This window comes from Labilithrix luteola, assembly GCF_001263205.1.
Classification (GTDB): Bacteria; Myxococcota_A; Polyangia; order Polyangiales; family Polyangiaceae; genus Labilithrix; species Labilithrix luteola.
Genome location: NZ_CP012333.1, coordinates 4,418,399 through 4,441,429 on the forward strand (window position 1 = coordinate 4,418,399; position 23,031 = coordinate 4,441,429).

Genomic DNA, 23,031 nt, shown 5'->3' on the forward strand with positions numbered 1-23,031 from the left:
CGCGTGTGTCGGCTCAGGCGAAAACGAGCGCGACGATGGCCGCGAGCGTTACGACGGTGCCGAGCAGCGTTGCGACGACCGCGCCGACGTACGAGGTGCCGAGCGCCTTGCGCGCGGGCTCGCCATGCAGGTCGTAGGAGCCGCGCAGAAACGACGTGGTCGCGCGCGTGGGCAGCCCGCTCGAAGCGAGCGAGAAAACGCCGAGCCCGGCACCGAGACCCTCTTTGAGGGCCACGACGACCGCGCCGAGCGGGCCCATCACGAGATCCCAACCGCACGCATAGAGGCCGAAGCGAATTGCCCGCGAGCGAGAGGAGCGCGCTCCGACTCTCTTCGCGCCGATGTCCACCGAGAGACCGTGTGCGGCGTGCGCGACGACGAGCAGCGCTGCGAAGGAAGGCACGCCGAGGAGGGCAATGCGAACGGTGAGGTCGCGCGCATGAGGATCGAGCACGAGGTGCTTGAGCCACTCCGGAGCGACGACGGCTGCGACGGGCACGAAGAGACAGAGCATCGCTGCGGACGCGAGCAGCTCGGAGATCGCGGCAAAGGCGAGGGCGGGGAGGATCGGTCCGTCCGGCAGGAGCTCGAAGAAGATCTCCGCGTCGCGCGTGGTGGCGCGAGCGGTTGCCCAGAGGCGCGTGAGCGCGGGCAACGCAGGCTTCTCCCACGCGATGATCGCCACGACGCCCGAGCGCGATTGCTCGTGCTCGCAACCCGTGCAATCGACGTCACCACAGAGCGCACAAACGACGGTCGCCGGCACGTCGAGCAATTCGCCCGAGAGTGAGTCCGCGCTGGCGGAGCCGCTCGAGGGGGGCTCGACGGGAACCAGCGATGAACGTCGCTGCGGAACCATCGACGTGGAGCATGCCTCCATCCCGATCGCGACGCCAGATTGTCGTTGTCCCCGATGTCGGGGTCTCGCGGGCCGTTTCGCTCAGTGGACGGGCTGTCCCTTGGATGTGCCTCGCGACACCTTGATGTCGTCTGCGCGCCCGCCGAGACGAACGGAGATCACGATTGCCGCAAGTGATACGGCGAGCATCGCCCAGAGCGGCCAGTCCCACGTGTAGCGGACTGGAATCCTTCCTCCGTGAGGCGGTCGTGCGAGCAGAATTCCGATGGCGACCGCGGGGATAGCACTCAGAAATGCGGCGGCCACGCGAGCACCGCGAAGCTGGATGATCGAGCGCCGACTGAGGACCGTCGGAACGAGCACGACCCACGCAGCGAACGCCGCCCAGAGCCACCCGATGCGTTCGTGAGCCAGCGTAAAGCCGGACTTCGCGTCGATGTACGGGAGGGTCAATCGAACCCACGGCAAAAAGAAAAGAACGATGCCTGCTAGCGCGAGGATGGCGATCGGACCTTTGCCTCGGCGCAGATCCGTCCACGGGAGAATCTCGAGCTCGGGGGTCAACGGAACGCCCCCCTCGTCGTGCACGGCATCGTGCGAGAGCGGAAGGTTCTCGAACTTGGTGAGCGCCATGCCGCAGACAGGGCACGACTTGGTCTCACCTTCCTCGAACATCTCACGGCAAAACGGACACGCCAGCAGACCCACGGCGCGAGGATAGCGGGAACCGCGGGACGCGAACGCTTCGCTCAGACTTCGGAAGTGCGGCATGGACGGGCTTGCCTCTCCGCACGGACCGACAAAACGCGACCGTCCCGAGTTCCCGTTTTCATCCTCCAAAGGCTTGTCGATGGGTGGAGAGTGTGCGCAAAATCCGTACATGGCTCGCCCGAAAGCTCTCGATCCCGCCGCCGTCGACACCTGGCTTGCCGCCCACTCCGGCTGGGCTCGCAAGGGAGACGCTCTGGTGAAGGACTTCAAGCTGGCCGACTTCGGCGCGGCGCTCGCTTTTGCCGTCAGGCTTGGAATGATTGCCGAGAAGCGCGATCACCATCCCGACATCACCATCGGATGGGGCAAGGCGCATGTGCTCTGGTCGACCCACGATGCCAACGGCATCACGGAGCTCGACCTCGAGCTTGCCGCCGCGACCGACGCCATCGCAGGAGCATAGGGGACGTGAAAGAAGCGGATCTCGCCCAAGCTCGAGCGCAACTCAAAGCGCGCATCCAGAGCATCATCGGGGATGGGGAGATCCCTCGTTTCGACGAGGCGCTCACGCACCCGAGCTTCGCCAACGAATCGAGTGCGCCCGACAACCAACGCCTCGAATTCCTCGGTGATGCCGTGCTCGGGCTTTGTGTCAGCGAGCTGCTGGCGAAGACGAGGCCGGAGGCCGACGAAGGCACGCTCACGCGCATGCGCAGTGCCCTCGTGAACGCCGAAGCCCTCGCGCAATGGGCGCGCGCCGTCGACATCGGTGAAGCTCTGGCGCTCGGCAAGGGGGCGCGCGCGGGCTCGGAGCGCGAACAGACCAACGTTCTCGCCGATGCCGTCGAGGCCATCGTCGCCAGCGTCTACGTCGCTCACGGGCTCGACGGAGCGAGGAAGCTCGTCGAGCAAGTGGTCGGCGAGCCGATGCAGCAAGTCGAGAGGCTCGGGTCACGCGATCCGAAGAGCCTCCTCCAGGAGCAGGTCCAGGCCGAGGGCTTGCCCGCTCCGACGTACCGCGTCCGAGGCATGCGCGGCCCGCAACACGATCCGATGTTCGAGGTCGAAGTGCTCGTGGGCACCGACGTGGTGGGCCTCGGCGAAGGACGCTCGAAGCGCGTGGCCGAGCGGGCTGCCGCGCTCGCCGCGCTCGAGGCGCGCGCCGACGTGACGTCACGCCCGGCTACGGGCGGGCCCCAGGAGCCGAACACAGGCGCCTGACCGCACCGAGCGGCACGAGTGGCACGAGTCTGGCTCGACCTTCCATGCGCTCCGTCGCAGGAGGTCGTCGTGCCCACGCTCTACTCGTATCCCGATCTCTTCGGTGTGGCAGACAACAACCCGTTCGGCCTGAAGGTCTTCGCCTTCATGCGCCTCTGCGGCGTGGCTTTCGAGCAGCGACACGTCCTCGATACGTCGAACGCGCCGCGTGGCCAGTTGCCCTATCTGGTCGATGGTGGACGAACGATTGGTGACAGCGACGCGATCATTGCGCATCTGAAGCTCGAGTACGGGCTCGAGATCGACAGCAAGCTGTCGGCACGCGATGTCGACCTCGACTGCATGGCGCGTCGCACTCTCGAAGACCTCTACTGGTCGATGAGCTACTCGCGCTGGCAAGACGACCGCTACTGGTCGTCGTTTCGCGGGGCGCTTCTCTCGACGCATCCCGATATCAGCGCCGAGACGCTGGAGGCAGCCCGTGAGTACAACCGCAAGCGGTACTACTACCAAGGGATCGGCCGGTACTCGCCCGACCGCGTCTACGAGCGTGGCGTCGAAGACCTGCGTGCCATCGCGAGTCTGGTGGGCGACGAGGGGTTCGTGTTTGGCCCGTCACCGACGACGCTCGATGCATCGATCTACGGCTTCGTCGCCAACATCTACTACTACGACATCGACACGCCGCTCCGGCAGTACGTGATGTCGCGACCGAACCTCGTTCGCCACACGCGAGCGATTCACGCTCTCGTGCAGCCGAAGTGAGGTGTCGCCTCGCCGGAGCGAGCCGCACGGCTTGACGTTCGGGCCAGGCTGGTTAACACTGTTAACTCGATGGCGCCGGAGGCTCAAGAGACGCGCGAGCGTTTGCTCGTCCACGCGCGAGAGGTGTACCTGGAGGGTGGGGTTGCACACTTCTCCTTGCGGGAGGTCGCACGGCGGGTCGGGGTGTCGGCCGCGGCGGTCTATCGGCACTTCGACGGCAAGGAAGCCCTTCTTTCGGCGGTGTGTGAAGAAGGGTTCCGCACGTTCTCGAGCTACCTTCTGCACGCGCTCGCCGAGAAGACGCCGCTCGCTCGCCTACGGGTAACGGGCGATCAGTATCTGAAGTTCGCCTTGGAGAATCCGCACGATTATCGCGTCATCTTCATGTCGAGCCTCGACGAGGTGGGGGTTCCGAACGACAAGGCAGACCTCTGTTCGGGCTCGTCGTTCCAGTTTCTCGTCGACCGTGTTCGCGAGTGCGTCGAGGCGCGCGCCATCGCGAAGGGTGACGCCATGGCCATGGCCGCCACCATTTGGGCGCACGTTCATGGTCTCGCGTCGCTTCGTCTCGCCGGTCACCTCGACGCGATCGGCAACGACGCCGCGTTCGCCGTGTTCTTTCGGCGATCTGTCGATCTTCTTTTGAAAGGCCTCGCTCCCTGAGGCCTTTTTTTTTGTCCACTAAGTTAACACTGTTAACAAACGAGGAGGAAGTCATGGCTGCCACGATCAACACGCGTCGGACGGGCCGTCTCGAGGGCGAGTTCGTCGTCCTTCTCATCGGCATGCGCATCAACCGATGGTGGAAAGTCGGTCAATGGCTTCGCGTCGCGTTGGGTATGCAGCGCATGTTGAACGAGCTCAACGTCCATCCCGAGCTCGGCTTCCTCGGCTCCGAGTCTTGGTTCGGGCGAACCACCATGATGGTTTCCTACTGGCGCTCGATGGATCAGCTCCTCGCGTACGCGAAGAGTCGCGACAACGTGCACCTCCCCGCTTGGCGTGCGTTCAACAAGCTCGTGGGAACGAACGGTGACGTGGGCATCTGGCACGAGAGCTACAAGTCCCGTCCCGGCGACTACGAGAACATCTACGTGAACATGCCGCCGTTCGGCCTCGCGAATGCCGGCCAAGCGATCGAGGCGACGGGCTCGTATGCACACGCCGCGACGCGACTCGCCGCAACGAAGACCGCTTGATGGATGATCGCGTGCGCGAGCGAGCATGCGCCGCATGCCTGCTGATGTGAGCTCGTGAGACAGGGACCGTTGCGCGGCCGCTTTTTAGTGTTAGTCATACTAACATGAAAGTCGTCCGCCGCTCCTACGTGATGACCGCGCGGAAGGATGCGGCGGAGCTGACCGCCACGCGTCTCGTAGGAGCGATGCAGGAGCTCTTCGCGGAGCGCCGCTACGACGACATCACCCTCGACGCGGTCGCCGAGCGCGCGGGGGTGACGCTGCAGACGCTCCTCCGTCGATTCGGCTCGAAGGCCGGGCTCCTCGCGGCAGCCGCGGAGGATGGGCTCGCGCGCGTGGAGCAGCAGCGTAGCGGAGCGGTGGGGAACGATCTTCGCGGATGCGTGAAGAATCTGTTCGACCACTACGAGGAGTGGGGAACCATCTCGCTGCGCTTGCTCGCGGAGGAGGAACGCATTCCAGAGATCGCAGGCATCACCGCGCGAGCTCGCGAGATGCACGCGAAGTGGGTGGAGCAGGCGTTCGCTGGCGCACTCGCCGGTCACCGGTCGGTCGCGAGGCAGCGCTTGCATGCGCAGCTCGTCGTCTGCTGCGACGTCTACGTGTGGAAGCTGCTTCGTCGAGATCTCGGCCACTCGCGCGCGGAGGCGGAACGCGTCGTCCTCGGACTACTCGAGTCGCTGATGCCGACGCAAAAGGAGGGCTAGCACGATGGCAACGATCCTTTGCTACACGTCGCCTGCTCGCGGCCACCTCTTTCCGACGATGCCGATTCTCCTCGAGCTTCGCCGGCGAGGCCACGACGTCGTCGTGTACACTTTGCTCGAAGAGCTTCCGAACGTCCGCGCCGCTGGCCTTCGCGCGCGCGCCATCGACGGGCACATCGAGGCGATTCAGCACGACGACTACGAGGCGAGCTCCGTGGTGGGAGCGCTCGACCGCGCCGTGCAGACGTTCGTCGCGAGGGCCGAGCACGAGGTCCTCGACCTGCGCGAAGCGATCCGAACGGAGAAGCCGGATGCCTTGATCGTCGACTTCAACTGCTGGGGTGCAGCCGCGGTTGCAGAGGCTTCGAGCGTTCCCTGGGCGCTTTTCATGCCCTATTTCCTTCCCTGGCGGCTCCCTGGTCTGCCGCCATTCGGTCCGGGGCTTGCTCCGCGAAGCGACCTGCTCGGTCGCGTGCGTGACTCCGTCGCGGCAAGCGTCGTGCACCGACTCGTGAACCGCAACCTGCCGAAGCTCAACGCGGTGCGAGAGCGCGTCGGTCTGCCGAAACTCGGGCACATGACCGAACAAGGGCGGACGGCGCCGCGCGTCCTCTACTACACGGCCGAGCCGTTCGAATATCCGTGCGCGGCTCGTCCCAAGAGCGTGATCATGCTCGGTCCCTCCGTGTGGGAGCCGTCCGCGCCGGAGCCTGCATGGCTCTCGAGCATCGACCGCCCGATCGTCCTCGTCACGTGCTCGACGGAGGCGCAGGGTGACGGGGCCATCATCGAGGCAGCTCTCGAGGGGCTCGCCGAAGAATCCGTCTTCGTCGTCGCGACATCGGCGTCCGCCCAGCGGTCCGCGCATTCCGTGCCGTCGAATGCCCGTGTCGAGCGCTTCGTTCCGCACGGGCCGCTGCTCGGCCGCGCGGCCTGCGTCGTGTGTCACGGCGGGATGGGCATCACCCAGAAGGCCCTCTCCCGCGGCGTGCCGGTTTGCGTCATACCCTTCGGGCGCGATCAGCACGAAGTCGCGCGTCACGTCGAAGTGGCCGGCGCCGGCGTGTCGCTAGACCCGAAGAGACTCTCGCCGGAGCGATTGCGGGCGGCGGTACGCGAAGCGCGCAAGCGCAAGGAAGGCGCGGCGCTCGTTGCGGAGGGATTCGCCAGAGCCGGCGGTGCACCTCGCGCGGCCACCGAGGTCGAGGCGCTGATGCAGGCCAGTCGGCGATCGCCGGGCGATCGAACGGCCCTGCAGAGTCGTGCGCCCTTCGGAGGTGCTCAATCCTGATCCGTCGATCAGCTCCGATAGGGCGACCAGGAAGACATGCCGCTTGGAGGTAGGGGCGGCTGGCCTCTGGCTTCGTCGGGACGAGGGCTGGTACGCTCCACGTCGTGCGCTCGCGCAACCGAAACCTCGGCGCGAATGCCTTATCTCGAGAGATACGGATTCTTGCGTCGGTTCTGGCATTCGCCGCCATTGGCGTCGGCGTGTGGAGGGTGAGGGCCAGGGAGCGCCACGCCCCCGCCTCGATACCGCGCCACGACGCTCCGCCGCCCTCCGCAAGCGTGGAGTCGACGCCGGCGCCGCCGAAGGCAGGAGCGACGAGAAATGCCGTGGACCCGTTCGATGCGATTCGTCCGAACGTGCCCGATCTCGAAGCCGCCCTGTTCCGAACGGCTACGGGCGACCGGTTCGTAACCGGGCTCGAGATTCGCCGCCAAGGAGACGAGATGCGTTCTCGGCCGGTGCCGGCCGACGATCTGGCGCCGATCTCTGCTTGCTGGAAGCCGTACTTCGCATCGCACGAGCACGTCCACGGGCGGGTCGAGGTGCACTTCGCGATCCGCCCGAATGGTGCAGTGAGCGACGCCACCGTCCATGACGCCGACGTGGGCGATGCCAGGCTCCTCGCTTGCGTGACGAACAGCGTACGCGGTGTCGTCTTCGACGCCGACGCCGATGCCGGAGCAGCGCGCGCCGCTGCCTACTTCCTACGGGTCCACTACGACGCGGCGAACGACGGCAAACCCTGACGACGAAGTGACCCTCGAGGTCACTTAGGGGACTTCGCGGCCGACGGTACCGAACGAGGGAGCGATGCTCCGGCGTCGAGCGGGGGCAGCACGATCAGGCCGAGCATGCTCGTGTCGACGTCGTGGAGGTACTTTGCGCGCAGGTCTTCGATCAGCTTCTTTTCTGTCGCTTCGCTGCGCTCGCGGAAGAGCGTGGTGCGGATCTGCTGCGAGGCCTCTTCGACCGTGCGCTTGCTCGATGCCACCGTTCCGCGTCGCCACACGACCGCGAAGTTTTCGCCTTCGGCGATCGGCTGGCCCACGAACTCGCCGTCTCGGACCGTCTGCGCGGCCTTCACGACGACCGGATCGACCTTGAGACCGGCTTCGTTGCTCGCGCCGTCGGGACCGACGAAACCGAGATTGCCGCCGCGCATGTTGGTCGCTTTGTCGACGCTGTGTTCGCGCGCGAGGTCATTGTACTTCGCAACGGTCGGATCGTGCTTGGCCGCGGCGAGCACGGTGACTGCTTCGTCGCGGCTCTTGCAGAGGATCCGCCAAACGTTGATGCGCTCGGGCGAGTCGAATCGCGAGCGGTTCTCCTCGTAGAAGCGGTGAACGTCTTCGTCGGAGATGGCGGCCGGCGAGCGAAGCGTGGCGCGGGCGGCGCGAAGGGTGGCGTTGGAGAGCGCGCGACGAAGTTGGTGCGAGGTGGGGAGCTTCTTGTCGAGGCCTGCCTTCTCGGCACCGGCACCGAGAAGGAGATCCCGCACGACCACCTGCTCGGTGTAATTGCGTACGGCCTTCTCGCGCGTGTCGCCGAAGGTGGCGAGCTGGAACGGCGGAATGCCGGCGATTCGATCTTCGATCTCGCCTACCGTCACCGTGCGCTCTCCGACGCGGACGGCCACGCGTGCCCGGCGTGCCTTGTCGGCGTCGTCGGTCGTCGTCGCCGCCGGCGCACTCGTCGCACCCGGCGCGTGGGCTCCTGCGTCTTCGGCGTGCGAGGAGCGAGGATGCACGGTCAGCATGGCGCATGCACCGGCGAGCGCGGCGACGAGCAGCACGCTCTTGCGGCTGCGAGCAGCGTCGCGTGTCAGAGCCCTCGAAATTCGACGCGCGGATGCGATCACGACGCCGTCACTCGTAGCAGAAAACGGCCCGAGGCGTGTGGATAGATGGTTCAGCGCTTGGCGCGGGATCGCTTACCGTCGTCCAGCACGCCCGCGGCTCGAAGCACGTCTTCACCGATGCCGACGAAGCGGTAGACCTCGGGCCGGAAGCTGTAGGCGTGATGAAGTCGCGCCACGAGCGACACGATCGCCTCGGGCGGGACGGTGTTCTTGCGGATCTTGGTGACCTTGCGAATCGAGCTGAGCGGCTCGCCGAGGTCCATGAGCTCTTGAACGCGCTGCAGGATGTCCGTGGGCTTGAGCTCGCGTGCGCCGCGAGCCCGCCCCGCTTCGAGCTCCTTGAGCAGTCGCTGGCGCCGCTTCTCCGTTCGTCCGTCGAGCTTGTTGGCGGCGGCTCCGCGACCTGCGAGCACGTCGTTGAAGACGCGCGCGATGCGGCGCTTCTCGATCGCCTCCGGACTACCTCGCCGATTCGGGCGCTCTTCGGTGTTGCGCGCTTTTGCGGTCTTCGCTCGAGCCTTCACCGCGGCCATCGACACCGAACGCTAGGCAAAACAAACCGCTCTGTCAATTTGGAGAAACGCGCGATCAAATGGCGTACTTTGTCCGGCTATGGTGAGGCTCGCGAAGGAACCATGCGTCCAGGCGTGAAGGAGACCTCGACACCTTCATCGGAGAGGGCATCGGAGAGGGCATCGGAGAGGGCGATGGGGAAGCAGCCTTCGAAGGTCAACGAGGCCACGGCTGCGCGGCCTCCTGCTGCACCTCCGCCGCGTCCGCTCGGACGGCCGCTCACGGTTCGGCCAGCCTGGGAAGACGCACTCCTCGACCTACGTGATGGGCCGATCCCTCCCGTGGTGATCGCGTCGCTCGTGGGGTTCGTGGTGGCCCGCTTCGTTACGTCAGGCTTCGTTCCCTGGGTGCTGGCCGTGGTGGCGGGAGGAATCGGTTTCGGCGTCCACCGCTATCGTCACCCTCCGCAGCCGTGATCAGCGCTGGGTGGCGAGCGTGAAGGCGAACGCCAGCGCGACGAGCACCCAGAGAATCCAGGTCCGGCGCAGGAAGTCGGAGAAGCTCGCGCCGAACGCGGCGACGGCGCGTCGATCCGTCTCTCGATGGCCGACGAGGCGCCGCTCCTCTGCGTCGATTTCGGCGTGCTCCTCGTCGTCCATCGGATCGGCGCCGCGCAGGAAGTACACGTGGTGCTCGAGCTCGTGCTCGATCGTCTCGAGGAGCTCGTCGTCCCAATCGTACGGGCCGTCCTCGTTCCACATCGCGCGAAACGTCGTGTAATACACGGACACCGTCGGAGCAGGGGGCGGCGGAACGTAGGAGCCGAGCAGAGGGACGCCCCCATCGTCGACGGCGGCGGTGCCACCTTCCACCACGAGCAGCGGTCGATGTTCACCGGGGACCCGCGCGAAGAGCTCGGCGGCGATCTCCTCGGCGCGTGCGGTGAACGTTTCGAGGGAGGGGAAGCCCTCCTCGGCGTCGACCTCGTCGCCTGACGACGAGGGATGCCGTTCGACGTTCCACGAGAGCTCGCGGTCGAAGGGCGCATCGACGTCGTTACGCGCGCCGCACGAGGCGCACCGAACGATGCCGGCGAGGCGCGCGGGATAATGCGACTCGCCCCAGACGTGCGTGATGGCGGCGAACGAGGCCTCCGAGCAGGTATCGAGCGCACTGGCGATGCGCGCTGGCTCGCGCGTCTGACCGAGGGCGACGATTCCGGCGGCCTGTACGACGGCCTCGCTCATCGCGAGATGCTCCGACGCGATCAGCGTTCGAGCCAGGCCTACCGTGCGCGCTTCGAGGGCGACGGTATTGACACGTCGGACGCGTCCGAGATCGATCGCCGGGATGTCGTACGGCGCGGCGAAGGGAAGCGTTTCGTCGAGCTCCGGATCGCCGAGCTCGTCGTCGACCCATGGCGAGATCTCGAGCTTCGAGCAGGGCGCGACGCGAAGGGACGCGCCGCAGTTGTGGCAATCGACCTCGACCTCTTCTTCGTCGACGAGTCCGATCTTCGCGAAGACCGCGGCCAGAACGTGGAAATCGACGAGCGAGAGATCTTCCCACGCGATCGGGGCGCCCGTCGGCGACGCGACCGTCACGTGCCCCGCCTCGAAGGCGGCGAGCGCCTGCTTGAGGACGGTTCCCCGAACGTAGGGCTCGTCGCCCTTCGTGGACGCGCGCACGATCACCGAGAGCCCGCTCGGCAATCGGAGGCGCGGGGGCAGTTTCACCTGCGCCCTCGCGTTTCGTGGGCTTCGGGGGCGATGGCGAGCGTACGCACGATGAACGCGTGAACGGCGTAGACGGCAGGCGTGAGGAGGATCGCGACCACGACCTTGATCAAGTACTCACGGCCGATCTTGGCGAAAATCCAAGCCCAGCGCTGCTCGCGTGACATGACGCCGAGAAACGACGTGGGATCGGAGGCGGCTGCCCACGTCCAGAAGATGACGTTGATGGTGACCGTGTCGACCACCTGACTGAACAGCGTGGAGCCGGTGGCGCGAAGCCAGAGATGACGCGACTGCGTGAGGGCCTTCCAGAACTGGAAGACGTGGATGTCGAGGAACTGCCCGATGAGGTACGCGATCATCGACGCGACGAAGAGCTGCGCGCTGCCTCCGAAGATCTTCGAGAACTCGGCCTGCGTGAAGTACGTCGACGGATCGGGGTGGAGGACCGTTCCGAGTTGGAGGACGGCCCACGCCAGAACGGCCATCGCGAAGCCGAGGAGCGTCAGGAACCGCGCGCCCTTGCGCCCGTAGAAGTCGTTGACCACATCCGTCAGGAGGAACGTGACGGGGAAGGGGATGATGCCGACCGAGATCGGTCCGAGCGGCGTGGTGATGGTCTTGCCGCCGATGATGTCGCCGAGCAGAAGGCACGACACGAAGGTCGCCGAGAGACAGACGAAGAGCTTGTGCTCGGCTTTCAGCGTCGCGAACGTGCTGCCGACGGCAGGGGTGGCGGACTCCATGGGCTGGCAAACGCTATCGCAAATTGCCGCAAGCTGCGTGCATTGCCGACCGCTCCGCAGGCGCTCGGCGAGCTCGAGCTTCAGGCCCTAAACCTCGGGGCCTAAACTTCAGGACTATTGTCCGAGGTCGGTGACTCGCTCGCCGGCGGCGGTCCTTCGATGGGCAGAAGAAGCCTGAAGACCGCACCCTTTCCGCTCGCGCTCGTGCCGATGTACGAGAGCTCGCCGTTGTGCTCGATGGCGATGCGCTGGGCGATGGCGAGGCCGAGACCGGTGCCGCTCACCTTGTTCGTCGCGTAGGGCTCGAACAGTCGCCCCGAGATTTCCGGGGCGATGCCCGCGCCGTTGTCGGTCACGCTGAAGGCGACGTAGTGACCGTCCGTATCCGTGGTGAGCGTGACCGCTCCGCCCGGCACGCCTTTGACCGCATCGAACGCGTTCTGTACGAGGTTCGTGAGCACCTGGATGATCTGATCGCGATCGGCACGAATGATCGGTGCGCGCCGCTGAGCAACGTGGGCGAAGGCGATGTCGCCGGCGGACGGCTTGTGGATCTGCACGACGTGTCGCGCGAGCTCTTCGGCGTCGACGTCTTGGGGTTTGGGCGTGGGGAGACGAGCGAAGCGCGTGAACTCGGTGACGATGTTCGCGATGCGATGAACCTCGTCGAGCACGGTGCGCGTGGCTTCGTCGAAGTACTCGTCGAAGCGCGGATCTTCGCGGGCACGAAGACGTCGCAGCGTCTCGACGGCGGCGCGGATGGGCGCGAGAGGATTCTTGACCTCGTGGGCAACGCGACGAGCGACTTCGCGCCAGGCGGCCACGCGGCTCGCGGCGGCGAGCCTTCGACGCGTCACCGAGAGGTCCTGGATCATGCGATCGAACGCGCTGGCGAGCTCCTGCACTTCGCCCGAGCCTCGAACACCGAGCGGGCGCGCCTCGCCAGCGGCGACCTTTCCGGCTTCGGCCGCGAGGCTGCTCAGCGGGCGGCTCAAGCTGCGCGCGAGGATGATTGCGAGCACGAACGCGACGAGACCCGAGATGGCCGCATAGAGGCCCACGGTTTGATCGACGTCGTGCAGGTTGTCTTCGAGCTCGCGTGTCGACTTCAGAACGTCGAACGCGAGGACGGCGCCGCTGTCGTCTTGCAGGCGGCAGCTGGCGCGGGCGAGCTCACCGACCGGCGGTTTGGGGGTATTCGCGCTCGCCGATGCACTGGGCGCAGGCTTCGTGATGCTCGCACTCGGTCGCGGGGCACTCGCGGAGGCGACGGGCGCGACCTTGCGATCGCGTGCGCCCTTCGCGGGAGGCTTGCGACGGAGGTCATCGTCGGGAACCACCTGGACCTGCGGCGTGGGCCACGACGGTTTCACGGTCACGTCGAGGGTCTTGGCGAGACGCTCGAGAAGTGGGTCGACGTGGCGTGCTCCCACGAGCCCGATGATCTTACCGCCATCCGACCGCTTCGTGCATCGCGAGACGAGCGCGGGGGCGGCGTCGGTGCGGAGGACGAAGTGTTTCGGATTCGTCTTGAGCAGCGTGTCGACGTCACGCGAGGGCAGACCGAGCAGCGACGTTGGGCTTGCTCCGACGATGTCGCCACCCTCGACGGCGAGCAGCAGCTCGTCGAGATCGAACGCGGTCTTCTCGCCCGACACGATGGGAGCAAAGCCCGTGCGCCGATCGTCGAGCTCTCCGCGATCGACGGCAATGCCGACGCGATCGACGAGCTCGCCGCCCTGGCATGCTCCGCCGATCAAGGTCTGATCGACCTCGCCTTGGCGCCGGACTTCGTCGACGAGGCGCGCGCACACTCCCTCGACCTCGCGCTGGAAACGGCTCGTTTCCTTGGCCGCGAGGCGCATGCGCACAGCGAGCCCGACACCGGCCGTCGAGAAGGCGGCGAGCAGGCCGAAGGTCAGCGCAAGGCGAGGGGCGAGGCGCACGGCGGGTCAGGGTAGCGGGTTTGTGCCCACTCGGGAGAACGTCCGAGCGGACGGGACGCTTCCTCATCGCCTTTCGTCCCTCCGCGGCAGCGTGCGGCCCTACGGCCGCGGCCGTGGTACCAATCAAGCTCTACTTGGCGGAGGGACTCACCATGCGCGTCGCGCTTGCCATCCTTGCTTCGGTTCTCGTCGGCTCCGTTCCGTTCACCGTCGTCGCCTGCAGCAGCGACGACAGCAACGCGCCGCCGGGGAAGAGCTCGAACAGCGATGGGTCTTCGGACGTCAGCACGTCGCCGGAGACCAGCACAGGCACCGATTCGAGCACGCAGGACTCGTCGTCGACGGACACCTCGACGGATCACGCCACGACGACGGCCGTGCGGTGCACCGATGACCAATTCGACAAGCTCACACCTGACGCGATCGGTGGAGACTTCACGACCCAGACGAACGTGGACGTCTCGTTCGGTGGGGCGGCAGCGGCGCTGCAGTACACGCCGCGTTGCATCAAGATCAAGAAGGACTCCACGGTCACCTTCAAGGGCCAATTCGCCTCCCATCCGCTGCAACCGCTCGGCGGCGACTCGCCGAATCCCATCACGGTCACGGACACCAATCAGCCGAACGATGCGCTCGAGGTGAAGTTCACGAACACGGGCACGTTCGGCTATCAGTGCGAGTTCCACCCCGACAGAATGTTCGGTGCCGTCAGGGTCATCCCCTGACTTCGAGCCGAGGCACGGCTTCGTAGCGCCGCCCTCAGCGCGTGCGCTGGCGCGTCGACGCACCGAGATCGAAGCCGAAAGGCCCCGGTGACCCAACGAGCTGCACGTCGCTCGCGCGTCCGCCCTGGACGCGAATCTCGCCGACCACACCGGATCGCAGCAGGCGCGTGGTCGTTCGGGCGGGCACTTCGCCGAGCTTGGGCGGTCTCTGAACGAGCTCGGATGCCCGCGCGGAGCCGTCGGCCGAGGCGAGAGCGACCATGGCACCGAGGGAGCCGGGAGCCACGGGCCTCACCACGTCGAGCGCGAGTGAATACAAACGCGATGACCGTCGCTGGGCGAACTCGGCGGCGGGAACGGGCTTCGCAGTCACTTCGTGCGAAGGGCGCGTGATCGTCGCGGCGATGGCCCGTGCGAGCTCGACGAGCCACGGTGCGTCCTCGCGAACGGTGATCGCCGTCGGCGGGCCGCCCCAGCCTTGCTCCGGTTCGGTGGCCCACGGCTGACCGATGGCGAGATGCGAGAGTCGTGAGGGCGGGATGCCGTCGCAGAGACGCTGCGCAACGCCGGGAACGTCCCACGTGAGCGCATCGCGTCCCGTGCTGAGCACGGCCCACGCCACGGCGCCGAAATCGAATGGACGCGAACCCGCGCGCGGCTCGTGCAAGCCCGAACCGAGCCACCCGAGATCGTCGGTGCCGCTCTCGAAGGCACGCAGCGACGCCGCCAGATCGGGCGCCGAGCGAACCGTCACCTCGTCGAGAAATGCCGGGCCGCGAGCGGCGAGCGGATTCTTCACGAGGGCGATCGCGTCGCCGCGCGAGACGAAGCGGAAGGGCCCCGTGCCGTCGGGCGACTCGGGCGAATAACCGGCCGGCACCATCGCCACGATGGGCGAAGCGAGCGCACGCATCAGCCTCGCGGCGTCGCGAAAGCCGAAGAGGAGCGACCGGCCGTCGACCTTCGGCGAGGGCACGTCGACGAGCCATGCGCGACCGCCGAGGCTTCGTGCGCGCGCGATAGCCGCTGCCGCGTCGCGTGCTTCGAAAGGCCTGTTTTTCGCGGTCCGAAGGCCACCACGGAGGCGCACGCGAAGGTTGCCCCCCTCGGGCTCGGGCTCGGCCTCGGCGAGCGAAGGTACCTGGTTGCCAGCGTCGTCTCGGGCGTACAGCGTGTCGAAGAGCGCATCACCGAAGATCGCCGCGAGCCCGTCGTCGAGACGATGCGGGTCGAGCGAGCCGATGGGCCAGGGCACACGAAGCGAGAGGCGACCCCCCGGCACGACGCGCCCGCGTGCCCACGCTTCTCCGTCGAAGCCTTGCACGAGGCCCATGGCACTGAGCCCTGCGAGCAGTCGACGGCGCGAGAGTGTCCCGTCAACGGACAAGCCACACCTCGGAGCCGACCACGGCGACGAGCGCGGGCACGCCACGCTCCTCGGGAGGGCAAACGGCGAGCGCGCGAACGCCGTCCTTGGCGGGCACGCGAAGCCTCGGCGTGAGCTTGGACTTGGAGAAGCTCGAGACGGTCAGCGTGTCGTCGGCGAAGCCGTCGGCCGTGGTGACGACCTCGGCGACCCCGTCGAGATCGAGATCGACCAGCGCGACCTGGGCTCCCGTGCCGTCGATCGTGAGCTCGGTGGGAGGTGCCTGTCCGGGCTCCGATCGCTTCAGATGCAGCTTGCCGTTCGGCTCGCGTGACGCGACGACCTCGGAGACCGAGCCGTCTTTGCCGACGAGCGAGAGAGCCGCAACGGCGTCGTACTTCGGCGTGAGCGCCGACAGCACCACCGGAGGATCGCCTTTGGCGGGCGCCGCGCATGCCACCGCGTTTCCGTCGAACGCGCTCGTCTCGCCGCTCGGGAGTGCACAGCCCTCGCCGTCGAGTCCGGCGACGGGGATGCCCGTGAGCGCGCGTCGCGTGACGAGATTCGCATCGGTGGCGATGCCGCCGCGATCGGTGGTGCCCAGGAAGATCTCTCCGCGATGCGGGACTGGCGAGACCAGAACGGCCGCGAGTGGATCGCGCATCGGTACGGGCGAGCGCGAAGCGAGCGACGACCAAGGCGCGCTCTTGTGGACGACGACCTTGCCCCCGCGAAGCCGACCGATGCTCACGCGTTGCCTCGTGACGAGGACGAGCTCGAGCCCTCCGTCGCCATCGACGTCACCGCAACCGATGGCGAGCACGTCGCCTTCGTCGTGCTTGGCCTTGTGGACGCTGGCTTGCTCGAGCACCACCGGCGCGAGGAAACCGCGAATCTCGGCATCGAGCGGCGCGCTGGCGAACGCATGCGCGCGCGGCCCTGGGACGGGATTGCGAAGGCGCTCCCATCCGTTGGACACCACCGGGTACAGATCGGCCGTCGCGCGGAGCTCGCCTTTGACGATCTCGAGCTGCACGTAGACGAGCGACGCCGCACGTCCGGAGATGCTTCGCGCGACGGGGAGCGTGACGGGCTGCGTGTGTGCACGCGCAGGGCCCAGACGACCGGCGAGCTGCGCGCCGAGACGCAGTGCGAGATCGTCGGCGCGAGGTGACGGCACGTCGCTCGTGATGGGCGACGTGGCGACGAGAGCACCCGCAGGCACGGGGCCGAGTGCACGCGTGAGCTCCGTCACGATCTGTGCGAGGGAGCTCGTACGCAAAGCCGGCGGCGGAACGACGGGCGCGCTCGGGGGAGCCGGGGGCGTCTTCGATTGCGCGACGGCGTCGTTTGCGCCGAGCGAGACCACAGCAGCGACGACGAGCGTTCCGAAAGCGAGACCGGCGCGCCCGAAGCTCAAAGGTTGACTCCGTCCGGCTCCGGCGGAGGCGTGAGCGACCCCGGCGGCGATGCCGGCGTAGGCGGGGGCGTGGCGGCGTCGGCTGCTCCGGCACCGGAATCGGCGCCGGCCATGTCGGCCTCCGAAGGCTCGGTGCCTTCGAGGAACACCTCGTCGATCGCGCCTTCGAAGCCCTCGGGCGCGCGCTTGCCGCTCTTCGGATCGATGGATACGACGGCGACGCCGGGTGGGCGTGGGAACTCGGCGCGTGGCTTGTTCTCGTGGGCCGCCTTCATGAGCGCGACCCAGGCCGGAAGCGCCGTCGAGCCACCGGTCTCTCCCGATCCGAGCGGCTTTGCATCGTCGTAACCGACCCACACCACCGCGGCGATCTCGGTCGAGTATCCCGCGAACCACGTGTCTTTGGCCTCGTTGCTGGTGCCGGTCTTTCCGGCCACGGGGCGGGCCAGCGCCTTCGCTCGCGTGGCCGTTCCGTGATCGACGACGCTCTGGAGCATGCTCGTCGTCACGTAGGCCTCGGCGGGCTCGAGCACACGGCGCGGAGGAGGCGGCTCCTTGAGGGCGACGTCTTTGCCGTCGGGGCCGACGATGCGCGTCACGAGACGAGGCTCTTCGTACATGCCACCGGCGGCGAAGGTCGCGTATGCCGCGACGAGCTCGCTGGGATGGACCTCGTACGATCCGAGGGCGAGCGAGAGATCGGGCTTGAGCGCCGAGCTGATGCCGAGGGCCTTCGCCCAGTCGACGACGCTCGCCGGTCCGACGTCTTCGAGCACGCGGACCGCGCCGATGTTCACGGAGTTGGCGAGCACCTCGCGAAGGCGAAGCGGATCGCTACCGGCGTAGCCCTCGTAGTTCGAAGGCTTGTAACCGCCGGCGAAGGTGGTGGGCTGGATGTCGATGAGGCTCGCCGGCGTGTAGCGGCGCGCGTGGATGGCATACGAGTAGACGATCGGCTTGAAGGTCGAGCCGGGTTGCCGTCGCGATTGCGACGAACGATCGAGACCGCCGCTCGTTCCCTCGTAGCTGCCGACAATCGAAAGGATCTGACGCGTGCGCACGTCGACGACGACGCTCGCCGTCTCGGGCCCGAGCTCGAGACGCAACGGAACCTTGGCGTTCGCGATCGCCTTCTCGTGCGGGGTTTCGCCGTCACCCTTCTCGGTCGGGACCGGTGCGAGCAGGCTCACGCGCAGGCGCGCGCCGACTTCGGCGAACTGGCTCGGCGCCAGGTTCTGTGGGTTGTAACGCTTGTAATCTGCAAGCTTGATCGAGCCGGTGACGGTGCCGACACGCACGTCGATCGTGCCCGTCAGGTCGTCGTGTCCGATCACGGCGCCCGTGAGAACCTTGTGGGCCTCGAAGTTCGGCGTGCCCTCGAAAACGGGCACCTGCGCGGGCGCCTTCTTGCCCTTGGTGCTGGCGACCGCCGCGGCCTTGAACGGCGCGAGCAGGCCATGGCGCTTGTCGTACGCCTGCACGTTCTCGCGACTCGCTTTGCGGGCGGCGGCCTGTACGTGCGGGTCGATCGTGGTGGTGATGGTGAAGCCGCCGCGCGGTCCGCGATCGGGCTCGAGCTCGAAGAGAAGCTTCTTGGCGAGCGTCACGGCTTCGGGCGCTAGCTCACTCTCGACTTCCTGCGATGGCGACAGGCGTACGGGCTCGTCTTTCGCGGCCTCGTACTGCGCGTCGTTCAAGAAGCCCTTCGCGCGCATCTGGCCGAGGACGAACTCTCGTCGCGAGAGGGCGCGCTTCAGATCTCGCTTGGGCGAATAGATCTCGGGGCCGGCAGGAACGCCGGCGAGCATCGCCGCCTCGGCCACGGTGAGCTCGCGCGCCGACTTGCCGAAGTTGTACTTGGCCGCCTCTTCGATGCCGTACCGACCGCCGCCCAAGTAGATGTGATTGAGATAGAGCTCGAGGATCTTGTCCTTGCGGCGACGCTTGCCTTCCTCGTCGGACCCGCAGGACGGGCAAAGCTCCTGCTCGAGGCGCCGGGCGAGGAGTGCCTCGCGCATCTTGCGCTTGTACGTACGCTCCTGCGTGTCGAGCAGGATGTTCTTGATCACCTGCTGGGTGATGGTCGAACCACCCTGACGCGTTCGGCCCGCGCGGAGGTTGACCACGAACGCGCGCGCGATGCCGAGGTAGTTGATGCCTTCGTGGTTGTAGAAGTTCGCGTCTTCGGCGGCGAGGACGGCGAGCTTCACCTGGGGAGGCAAGTCGTCGATGCGGACGACCGTGCGTCGCTCGGTGAAGAGCTCCGCGAGCAACGTGCCGTCGCGTGCGAGCACGCGCGTGACCTGCGAGGGGTGATAGCCCCGTTCGAGTTCGGCGACGCTCGGCAGATCCGCTTCGTAATGACGGACAAGCAGCCATCCCGTCACGGCCGCGCTCATCGCCAGCACGGCCGCGGCGATGCCGAGGCCGATCGCCCAGCGCTTGGCGATGCGGAGGACCTTCGCGCGGCGAGAATCGTCGGTCTTCGGCTTGGGGGCTCCCACGACCTGGGAGAGCAGGGACTCGCGGGGTGCTTCCGGCGGACGAGACGAGGCGCGCACGTTTTTGGGAACGCCCGGCGCGGCAGAGCTCATCCGCGAACGCTCGCGCGAAGCGAAAGAATCCGAGGATCCGCGCGGATTCTGGGCGTGGGGCGGCCTCTCCGAAGGGGGGCTGGACGGCCTCTCGGGCGAACTACCGGAGCGTGGCGGCTTGGGACGGTCGGAAGACAAGGCCGGCGCAGTTTAGCGCGTGCGGTCGCGGTCGTGCAGCGTCACGAACGATGCTTTCGGAGTTCGGACTGTGGGGGCCCTTTCGGCGAGCTCAGGCCGGGCTCGACGCCTCCCTCGCTGAACCCTAACGAACAGTCGAAGCAAGCGTCAGGAGGTCGTCATGGCCATCACGATCGAGACCCTTCGCCGAAACGCTCCGTTCTACGCGGTGATGCTCGCCATCTTGATCACGGCGGTCGCGCTCGTCGTCGCGACGGCGTCGCTCGTGCTCCGCATGCACTGATGTGCATGGTGCACGTATTTCCGTGAGGCCTCCGCTCGAACGCGTGCGAGGCAGAATCGTCACGACGATCAACACGACCGCACTCTCTGCGATCACGCTTGTGCTCGCACTTTCGGCGATGACGCGCGTGGGGTGGTCGCTGCGTTTATCGAGCTCAGCTGTCGCATTGACCCAGCGGGTCGTGATGCACAGAGGAACTGCATGAGCTTCTCGCCAAGGTCGGCAACTCTACTTGCGGTCGGTGTTTCGTTCTCGCTCGGAATCGCGAGCGTGACGTTTGGTGGCTGTTCGGGAAGCGACTCTTCGCCTTCGGGCCCTGGGACGGACTCGAACTCGGATGACGCCTCCTCGCCGTCAAAAGAGGGAGGCGGTGGTGGCGGTGGTCGTGGTGGCGGGAACGGGGACGGTTCGATCGTCCCCCGCCCCGATGGCTCCACGCCGCTCGACTGCGCGTCGGCCTGCGATAAGAGGTATCCGGACGCCGGACCTACGATGGAGGGGATCGACACGTGTTGGATGCAGAAGTGCACCGATCCGTGCATCAACGGTGCCGAGCCCGACGGCGGAGAGCTAGACGAGGATGCCGGCACGGCGTCGTGCAGCATGCCCGTCGATACCGGCAGCGTCACCTGCAACAGCTGCACGACTCAGAACTGCTGCACCGAGTGGGATACCTGCGCGAACGACCCGGGCTGCGTGGCTTTGGTCGCCTGTTACGCGGGCTGTCCGTAAGCGTCGTTGCTCACGTCCCGGGGGGGAGGGAGACATCGCCTTCGAGCCGTACTTCGAGTCCGCCGTATTCGGAGGGACCGAGGCTCAACGAGAACCCGTGCAGCTCGGCCGCGCGGAAGGCGATATCGAGTCCTAGGCCCTGCCCCTCGGGCGCGCGTGTGCGCGCGGCGTTGCCTCGTGCGCCTCGCTGTTTGAGTCGCTCGAGCTCGTCAGGGGTCATCCCTGGTCCGTCGTCGATGACGTGGAGGCAAAATCGAGCGTCCGTCGTCTCGAGGACGATGGCGACGTGCCCGCCTGCGCGGTTGTAGCGGACCGCGTTGTAGACGACGTTGCTTACGGCTTGCTCGACCAACGTGACGTCGGCCGAGATCACGACGGGGGCATTCGGAACTGCGTCGTCGAGCGATACGCCCAACTCACGCGCGATCGGTTTGTGCCGGCTCACGACACGATGCACCACGGCGTTCAGATCGACCGCGGACCTCTCGAGCTTCACATCGGCGGCCTCGAGCCGCGCGGCCGTCGTGAGGTTGTGCACGAGCGAGCCCATGTAGTGGGCCTCGTCCATTGCCGAGACCACCACGCTCGGCTCCACCGCTTCGCCCTTCGACGCCTTCTCGCGCATGGTGGCGAGGTGTCCTTGAAGCACGGTGAGAGGAATCATCACGTCGTGGGTCGTGTTGGCGACGAAATCGAAGAGCGCTTTTTCTCGTCGTTCTTTTTCTTCGATCCGTGATCGAATCTCGCGGCCGGCATCGTCGAAGGCACGGGCGAGATCCGAAATCTCGTCGCGCCCACCGACCGCGACGGCCGTCGAATAGGATGACGACTTCGAGCGCTGGACGGCCTCTTCGAGCTTGCGAATCCGTCGAACGACAGGACCCATCGCGACGAGCACCGCGCCAAGCATCGTGAGCATCGGCAAGAGCCAGAGCGGATTGTCGGGAAGCACGGCGCCCCAGCTCGGATCCGTCGAGCCTTGGCCCAGCACGTACGCGCACGGTCCCGTTCCCCATGGCGTGCGAACGAGCACTTCGACGTCCGACGTTCGCCACGCGAACGGAGCCACGCCGACGTCACGGCCCTTCACCGATTGAACGAGCTCGGGCGACAGCGCCGGAGCATCGGGGTTGAGCGAGTGGAACGACTCGTCGTACGCGTAGACCACGGCGGGCTTCGCGTGCGCCTTCGACGGGCCTTCGTTCGGCGGGAACGGTGGCGGTGCGCGACGGGCGCCGGGCTCGAACGGCTCGGGCCCGCGGCGCGGCGGAGCCTCGGGGAGCGGCGGAGGTGGCGGAGGTGGATGGCCGTGGTCGAACGGTTCGCGCTCGTGCGGCCCGGGGAATACGTCGCGCCGGCCTCCCCACGATCGAGGATCGGCTTCGCAACGCGCTCGTCCTGTGACCATGCGCGACGTGACCACGTTCGTGAGCATGCGCTCGGCGGCGCGGTGCTTTTCCGATGCGTCGAACCACAAGAGCGCGGCCATCATCGGCGCCATGACCGCCACGGCCGCGAGCGCAAGTCTTCCACGAAGCTTCATTCGGATGCTTCCGCGAGGAGCCGATAGCCGATCCCCCACACGGTTTCGATCGTCACGCTCGTGCCGAGCTTCTTGCGCAGACGCGAAGCGTGCACGTCGAGCGTGCGCTCGGAGCCCTCGCGCGAAGGATCGAGGACGCGATCGGCCAGGTGCTTTCGCGTGATCGCCGCCCCGGGGCGCTCGGCGAGCGCGACCAGGAAGTCGAACTCGACGCGCGTGAGCTCGATCCGTTCGCCGGCGAGGGAGGCTTCACGTGCTTCGCGATCGATGCGCAGCGGGCCGACTTCAAGGGCCTCCGTGCGTTGCATCGCGGGGCGCCGCAAGCGTGCACGCACGCGCTCGACGAGCTCTTCCGGCCAGAAGGGCTTGGTCATGTAGTCGTCGGCGCCGAGCTGCAGCGCTCGAACCTTGGATGGTGTGTCGTTCAGCGCGCTGAGAACGAGCACCGGAACGTCGGACCGGCTCCGCAGGGACTTGAGAATGTCGAGGCCGTACGTCCCCGGCAGCATGAGGTCGAGTACGACGAGCTCGACGTCGGCCAGGGCGGTCTTGTCGATCGTCTTGCCCTCTTTCCACCAGGTCGACTCGAAACCTGCGGTCTGCAAGGATTTGACGATCTGGCTGCCCAGCTCCTGATCGTCTTCGATGACGAGGAGTCGCCTTTTCACGGTGTTTGGG

At 66.9% G+C, this 23,031-nt stretch carries 24 protein-coding genes; 12 read left to right on the forward strand and 12 right to left on the reverse strand.

What is annotated here, in order from left to right:
* Positions 1-13 precede the first annotated feature (13 nt).
* A complete protein-coding gene (locus AKJ09_RS19705; RefSeq protein WP_146648741.1) occupies positions 14-859 on the reverse strand; it encodes a hypothetical protein in 846 nt (281 codons plus the stop codon).
* A gap of 81 nt (positions 860-940) precedes the next feature.
* Positions 941-1,567 carry a hypothetical protein gene (locus AKJ09_RS19710; RefSeq protein ID WP_146648742.1) on the reverse strand — a complete coding sequence of 209 codons (627 nt, stop codon included), beginning with the start codon at positions 1,565-1,567 and terminating at the stop codon, positions 941-943.
* A gap of 172 nt (positions 1,568-1,739) precedes the next feature.
* On the opposite strand from AKJ09_RS19710, the gene AKJ09_RS19715 reads away from it, so the two are divergent.
* The 8 genes from AKJ09_RS19715 (at position 1,740) to AKJ09_RS19750 (ending at position 7,499) form a co-directional block, all read left to right on the forward strand.
* Positions 1,740-2,033 carry a 4a-hydroxytetrahydrobiopterin dehydratase gene (locus AKJ09_RS19715; RefSeq protein ID WP_146648743.1) on the forward strand — a complete coding sequence of 98 codons (294 nt, stop codon included), beginning with the start codon at positions 1,740-1,742 and terminating at the stop codon, positions 2,031-2,033.
* Positions 2,034-2,038: 5 nt separating this feature from the next.
* Positions 2,039-2,791 (forward strand): ribonuclease III, encoded by a 753-nt coding sequence (gene rnc, locus AKJ09_RS19720; RefSeq protein ID WP_169927679.1) that lies wholly within the window; start codon positions 2,039-2,041, stop codon positions 2,789-2,791.
* Positions 2,792-2,860: 69 nt separating this feature from the next.
* On the forward strand, positions 2,861-3,556 hold the full coding sequence (locus AKJ09_RS19725; protein WP_146648745.1) for a glutathione S-transferase C-terminal domain-containing protein: 696 nt from the start codon (positions 2,861-2,863) through the stop codon (positions 3,554-3,556).
* Between the two features lie 69 nt (positions 3,557-3,625).
* On the forward strand, positions 3,626-4,219 hold the full coding sequence (locus tag AKJ09_RS19730) for a TetR/AcrR family transcriptional regulator (protein ID WP_146648746.1): 594 nt from the start codon (positions 3,626-3,628) through the stop codon (positions 4,217-4,219).
* 53 nt (positions 4,220-4,272) lie between these two features.
* Entirely contained in the window at positions 4,273-4,755 is a 483-nt protein-coding gene (locus AKJ09_RS19735) for a DUF4188 domain-containing protein (protein WP_146648747.1), read from the forward strand.
* 104 nt (positions 4,756-4,859) lie between these two features.
* Complete coding sequence (locus tag AKJ09_RS19740; RefSeq protein ID WP_146648748.1) at positions 4,860-5,462, forward strand: TetR/AcrR family transcriptional regulator; 603 nt, start codon at positions 4,860-4,862, stop codon at positions 5,460-5,462.
* Between the two features lie 4 nt (positions 5,463-5,466).
* Positions 5,467-6,753: a glycosyltransferase gene (locus AKJ09_RS19745; protein WP_146648749.1), complete on the forward strand. Its 1,287-nt coding sequence runs from the start codon at positions 5,467-5,469 to the stop codon at positions 6,751-6,753.
* A 326-nt stretch (positions 6,754-7,079) separates the two neighbouring features.
* Complete coding sequence (locus AKJ09_RS19750; RefSeq protein ID WP_146648750.1) at positions 7,080-7,499, forward strand: AgmX/PglI C-terminal domain-containing protein; 420 nt, start codon at positions 7,080-7,082, stop codon at positions 7,497-7,499.
* Between the two features lie 20 nt (positions 7,500-7,519).
* Here the strand turns inward: AKJ09_RS19750 and AKJ09_RS19755 are convergent, their stop codons facing one another.
* Both AKJ09_RS19755 and AKJ09_RS19760 read right to left on the reverse strand, forming a co-directional pair.
* Complete coding sequence (locus AKJ09_RS19755) at positions 7,520-8,611, reverse strand: peptidylprolyl isomerase (RefSeq protein ID WP_146648751.1); 1,092 nt, start codon at positions 8,609-8,611, stop codon at positions 7,520-7,522.
* Positions 8,612-8,661: 50 nt separating this feature from the next.
* Positions 8,662-9,144 carry a hypothetical protein gene (locus AKJ09_RS19760; RefSeq protein ID WP_146648752.1) on the reverse strand — a complete coding sequence of 161 codons (483 nt, stop codon included), beginning with the start codon at positions 9,142-9,144 and terminating at the stop codon, positions 8,662-8,664.
* A 174-nt stretch (positions 9,145-9,318) separates the two neighbouring features.
* Here AKJ09_RS19760 and AKJ09_RS19765 point away from each other — a divergent pair, with 174 nt between their 5' ends.
* Positions 9,319-9,600, forward strand: coding sequence for a hypothetical protein (locus AKJ09_RS19765; RefSeq protein ID WP_146648753.1), 282 nt, complete (start codon positions 9,319-9,321; stop codon positions 9,598-9,600).
* Here AKJ09_RS19765 and AKJ09_RS19770 read toward each other — a convergent pair whose 3' ends face one another.
* The 3 genes from AKJ09_RS19770 to AKJ09_RS19780 form a co-directional block, all read right to left on the reverse strand.
* A complete protein-coding gene (locus AKJ09_RS19770; RefSeq protein WP_146648754.1) occupies positions 9,601-10,860 on the reverse strand; it encodes a hypothetical protein in 1,260 nt (419 codons plus the stop codon). It lies immediately after the preceding gene.
* The gene (locus tag AKJ09_RS19775) at positions 10,857-11,606 is read right to left on the reverse strand and encodes a queuosine precursor transporter (protein WP_146648755.1); all 750 of its coding nucleotides are present in this window, start codon (positions 11,604-11,606) and stop codon (positions 10,857-10,859) included. The genes AKJ09_RS19770 and AKJ09_RS19775 overlap by 4 nt, the downstream gene beginning before the upstream one ends.
* Before the next feature lie 101 nt (positions 11,607-11,707).
* Positions 11,708-13,552: an ATP-binding protein gene (locus tag AKJ09_RS19780; RefSeq protein ID WP_146648756.1), complete on the reverse strand. Its 1,845-nt coding sequence runs from the start codon at positions 13,550-13,552 to the stop codon at positions 11,708-11,710.
* A gap of 152 nt (positions 13,553-13,704) precedes the next feature.
* On the opposite strand from AKJ09_RS19780, the gene AKJ09_RS19785 reads away from it, so the two are divergent.
* Complete coding sequence (locus AKJ09_RS19785) at positions 13,705-14,277, forward strand: cupredoxin domain-containing protein (RefSeq protein ID WP_146648757.1); 573 nt, start codon at positions 13,705-13,707, stop codon at positions 14,275-14,277.
* Positions 14,278-14,311: 34 nt separating this feature from the next.
* Here AKJ09_RS19785 and AKJ09_RS19790 read toward each other — a convergent pair whose 3' ends face one another.
* The 3 genes from AKJ09_RS19790 to AKJ09_RS19800 are packed head-to-tail and all read right to left on the reverse strand — an operon-like array spanning position 14,312 to position 19,657.
* Entirely contained in the window at positions 14,312-15,610 is a 1,299-nt protein-coding gene (locus AKJ09_RS19790) for an ABC transporter substrate-binding protein (protein ID WP_146648758.1), read from the reverse strand.
* Between the two features lie 43 nt (positions 15,611-15,653).
* Positions 15,654-17,063, reverse strand: coding sequence for a hypothetical protein (locus AKJ09_RS19795; protein ID WP_146648759.1), 1,410 nt, complete (start codon positions 17,061-17,063; stop codon positions 15,654-15,656).
* Positions 17,060-19,657, reverse strand: coding sequence for a penicillin-binding protein 1A (locus AKJ09_RS19800; RefSeq protein WP_146648760.1), 2,598 nt, complete (start codon positions 19,655-19,657; stop codon positions 17,060-17,062). Before AKJ09_RS19800 ends, AKJ09_RS19795 begins: the two co-directional genes overlap by 4 nt.
* 298 nt (positions 19,658-19,955) lie before the next feature.
* Here AKJ09_RS19800 and AKJ09_RS55590 point away from each other — a divergent pair, with 298 nt between their 5' ends.
* Both AKJ09_RS55590 and AKJ09_RS19805 read left to right on the forward strand, forming a co-directional pair.
* Positions 19,956-20,078, forward strand: a complete 123-nt coding sequence (locus tag AKJ09_RS55590; protein ID WP_275936636.1) for a hypothetical protein — start codon at positions 19,956-19,958, stop codon at positions 20,076-20,078.
* Positions 20,079-20,279: 201 nt separating this feature from the next.
* Positions 20,280-20,810 (forward strand): hypothetical protein, encoded by a 531-nt coding sequence (locus tag AKJ09_RS19805; RefSeq protein WP_146648761.1) that lies wholly within the window; start codon positions 20,280-20,282, stop codon positions 20,808-20,810.
* Positions 20,811-20,820: 10 nt separating this feature from the next.
* Here AKJ09_RS19805 and AKJ09_RS19810 read toward each other — a convergent pair whose 3' ends face one another.
* Together AKJ09_RS19810 and AKJ09_RS19815 are read right to left on the reverse strand one after the other, a co-directional pair.
* On the reverse strand, positions 20,821-22,353 hold the full coding sequence (locus AKJ09_RS19810; RefSeq protein ID WP_146648762.1) for a HAMP domain-containing sensor histidine kinase: 1,533 nt from the start codon (positions 22,351-22,353) through the stop codon (positions 20,821-20,823).
* Positions 22,350-23,021, reverse strand: a complete 672-nt coding sequence (locus AKJ09_RS19815; RefSeq protein WP_146648763.1) for a response regulator transcription factor — start codon at positions 23,019-23,021, stop codon at positions 22,350-22,352. Before AKJ09_RS19815 ends, AKJ09_RS19810 begins: the two co-directional genes overlap by 4 nt.
* Between the last annotated feature and the right edge of the window lie 10 nt (positions 23,022-23,031).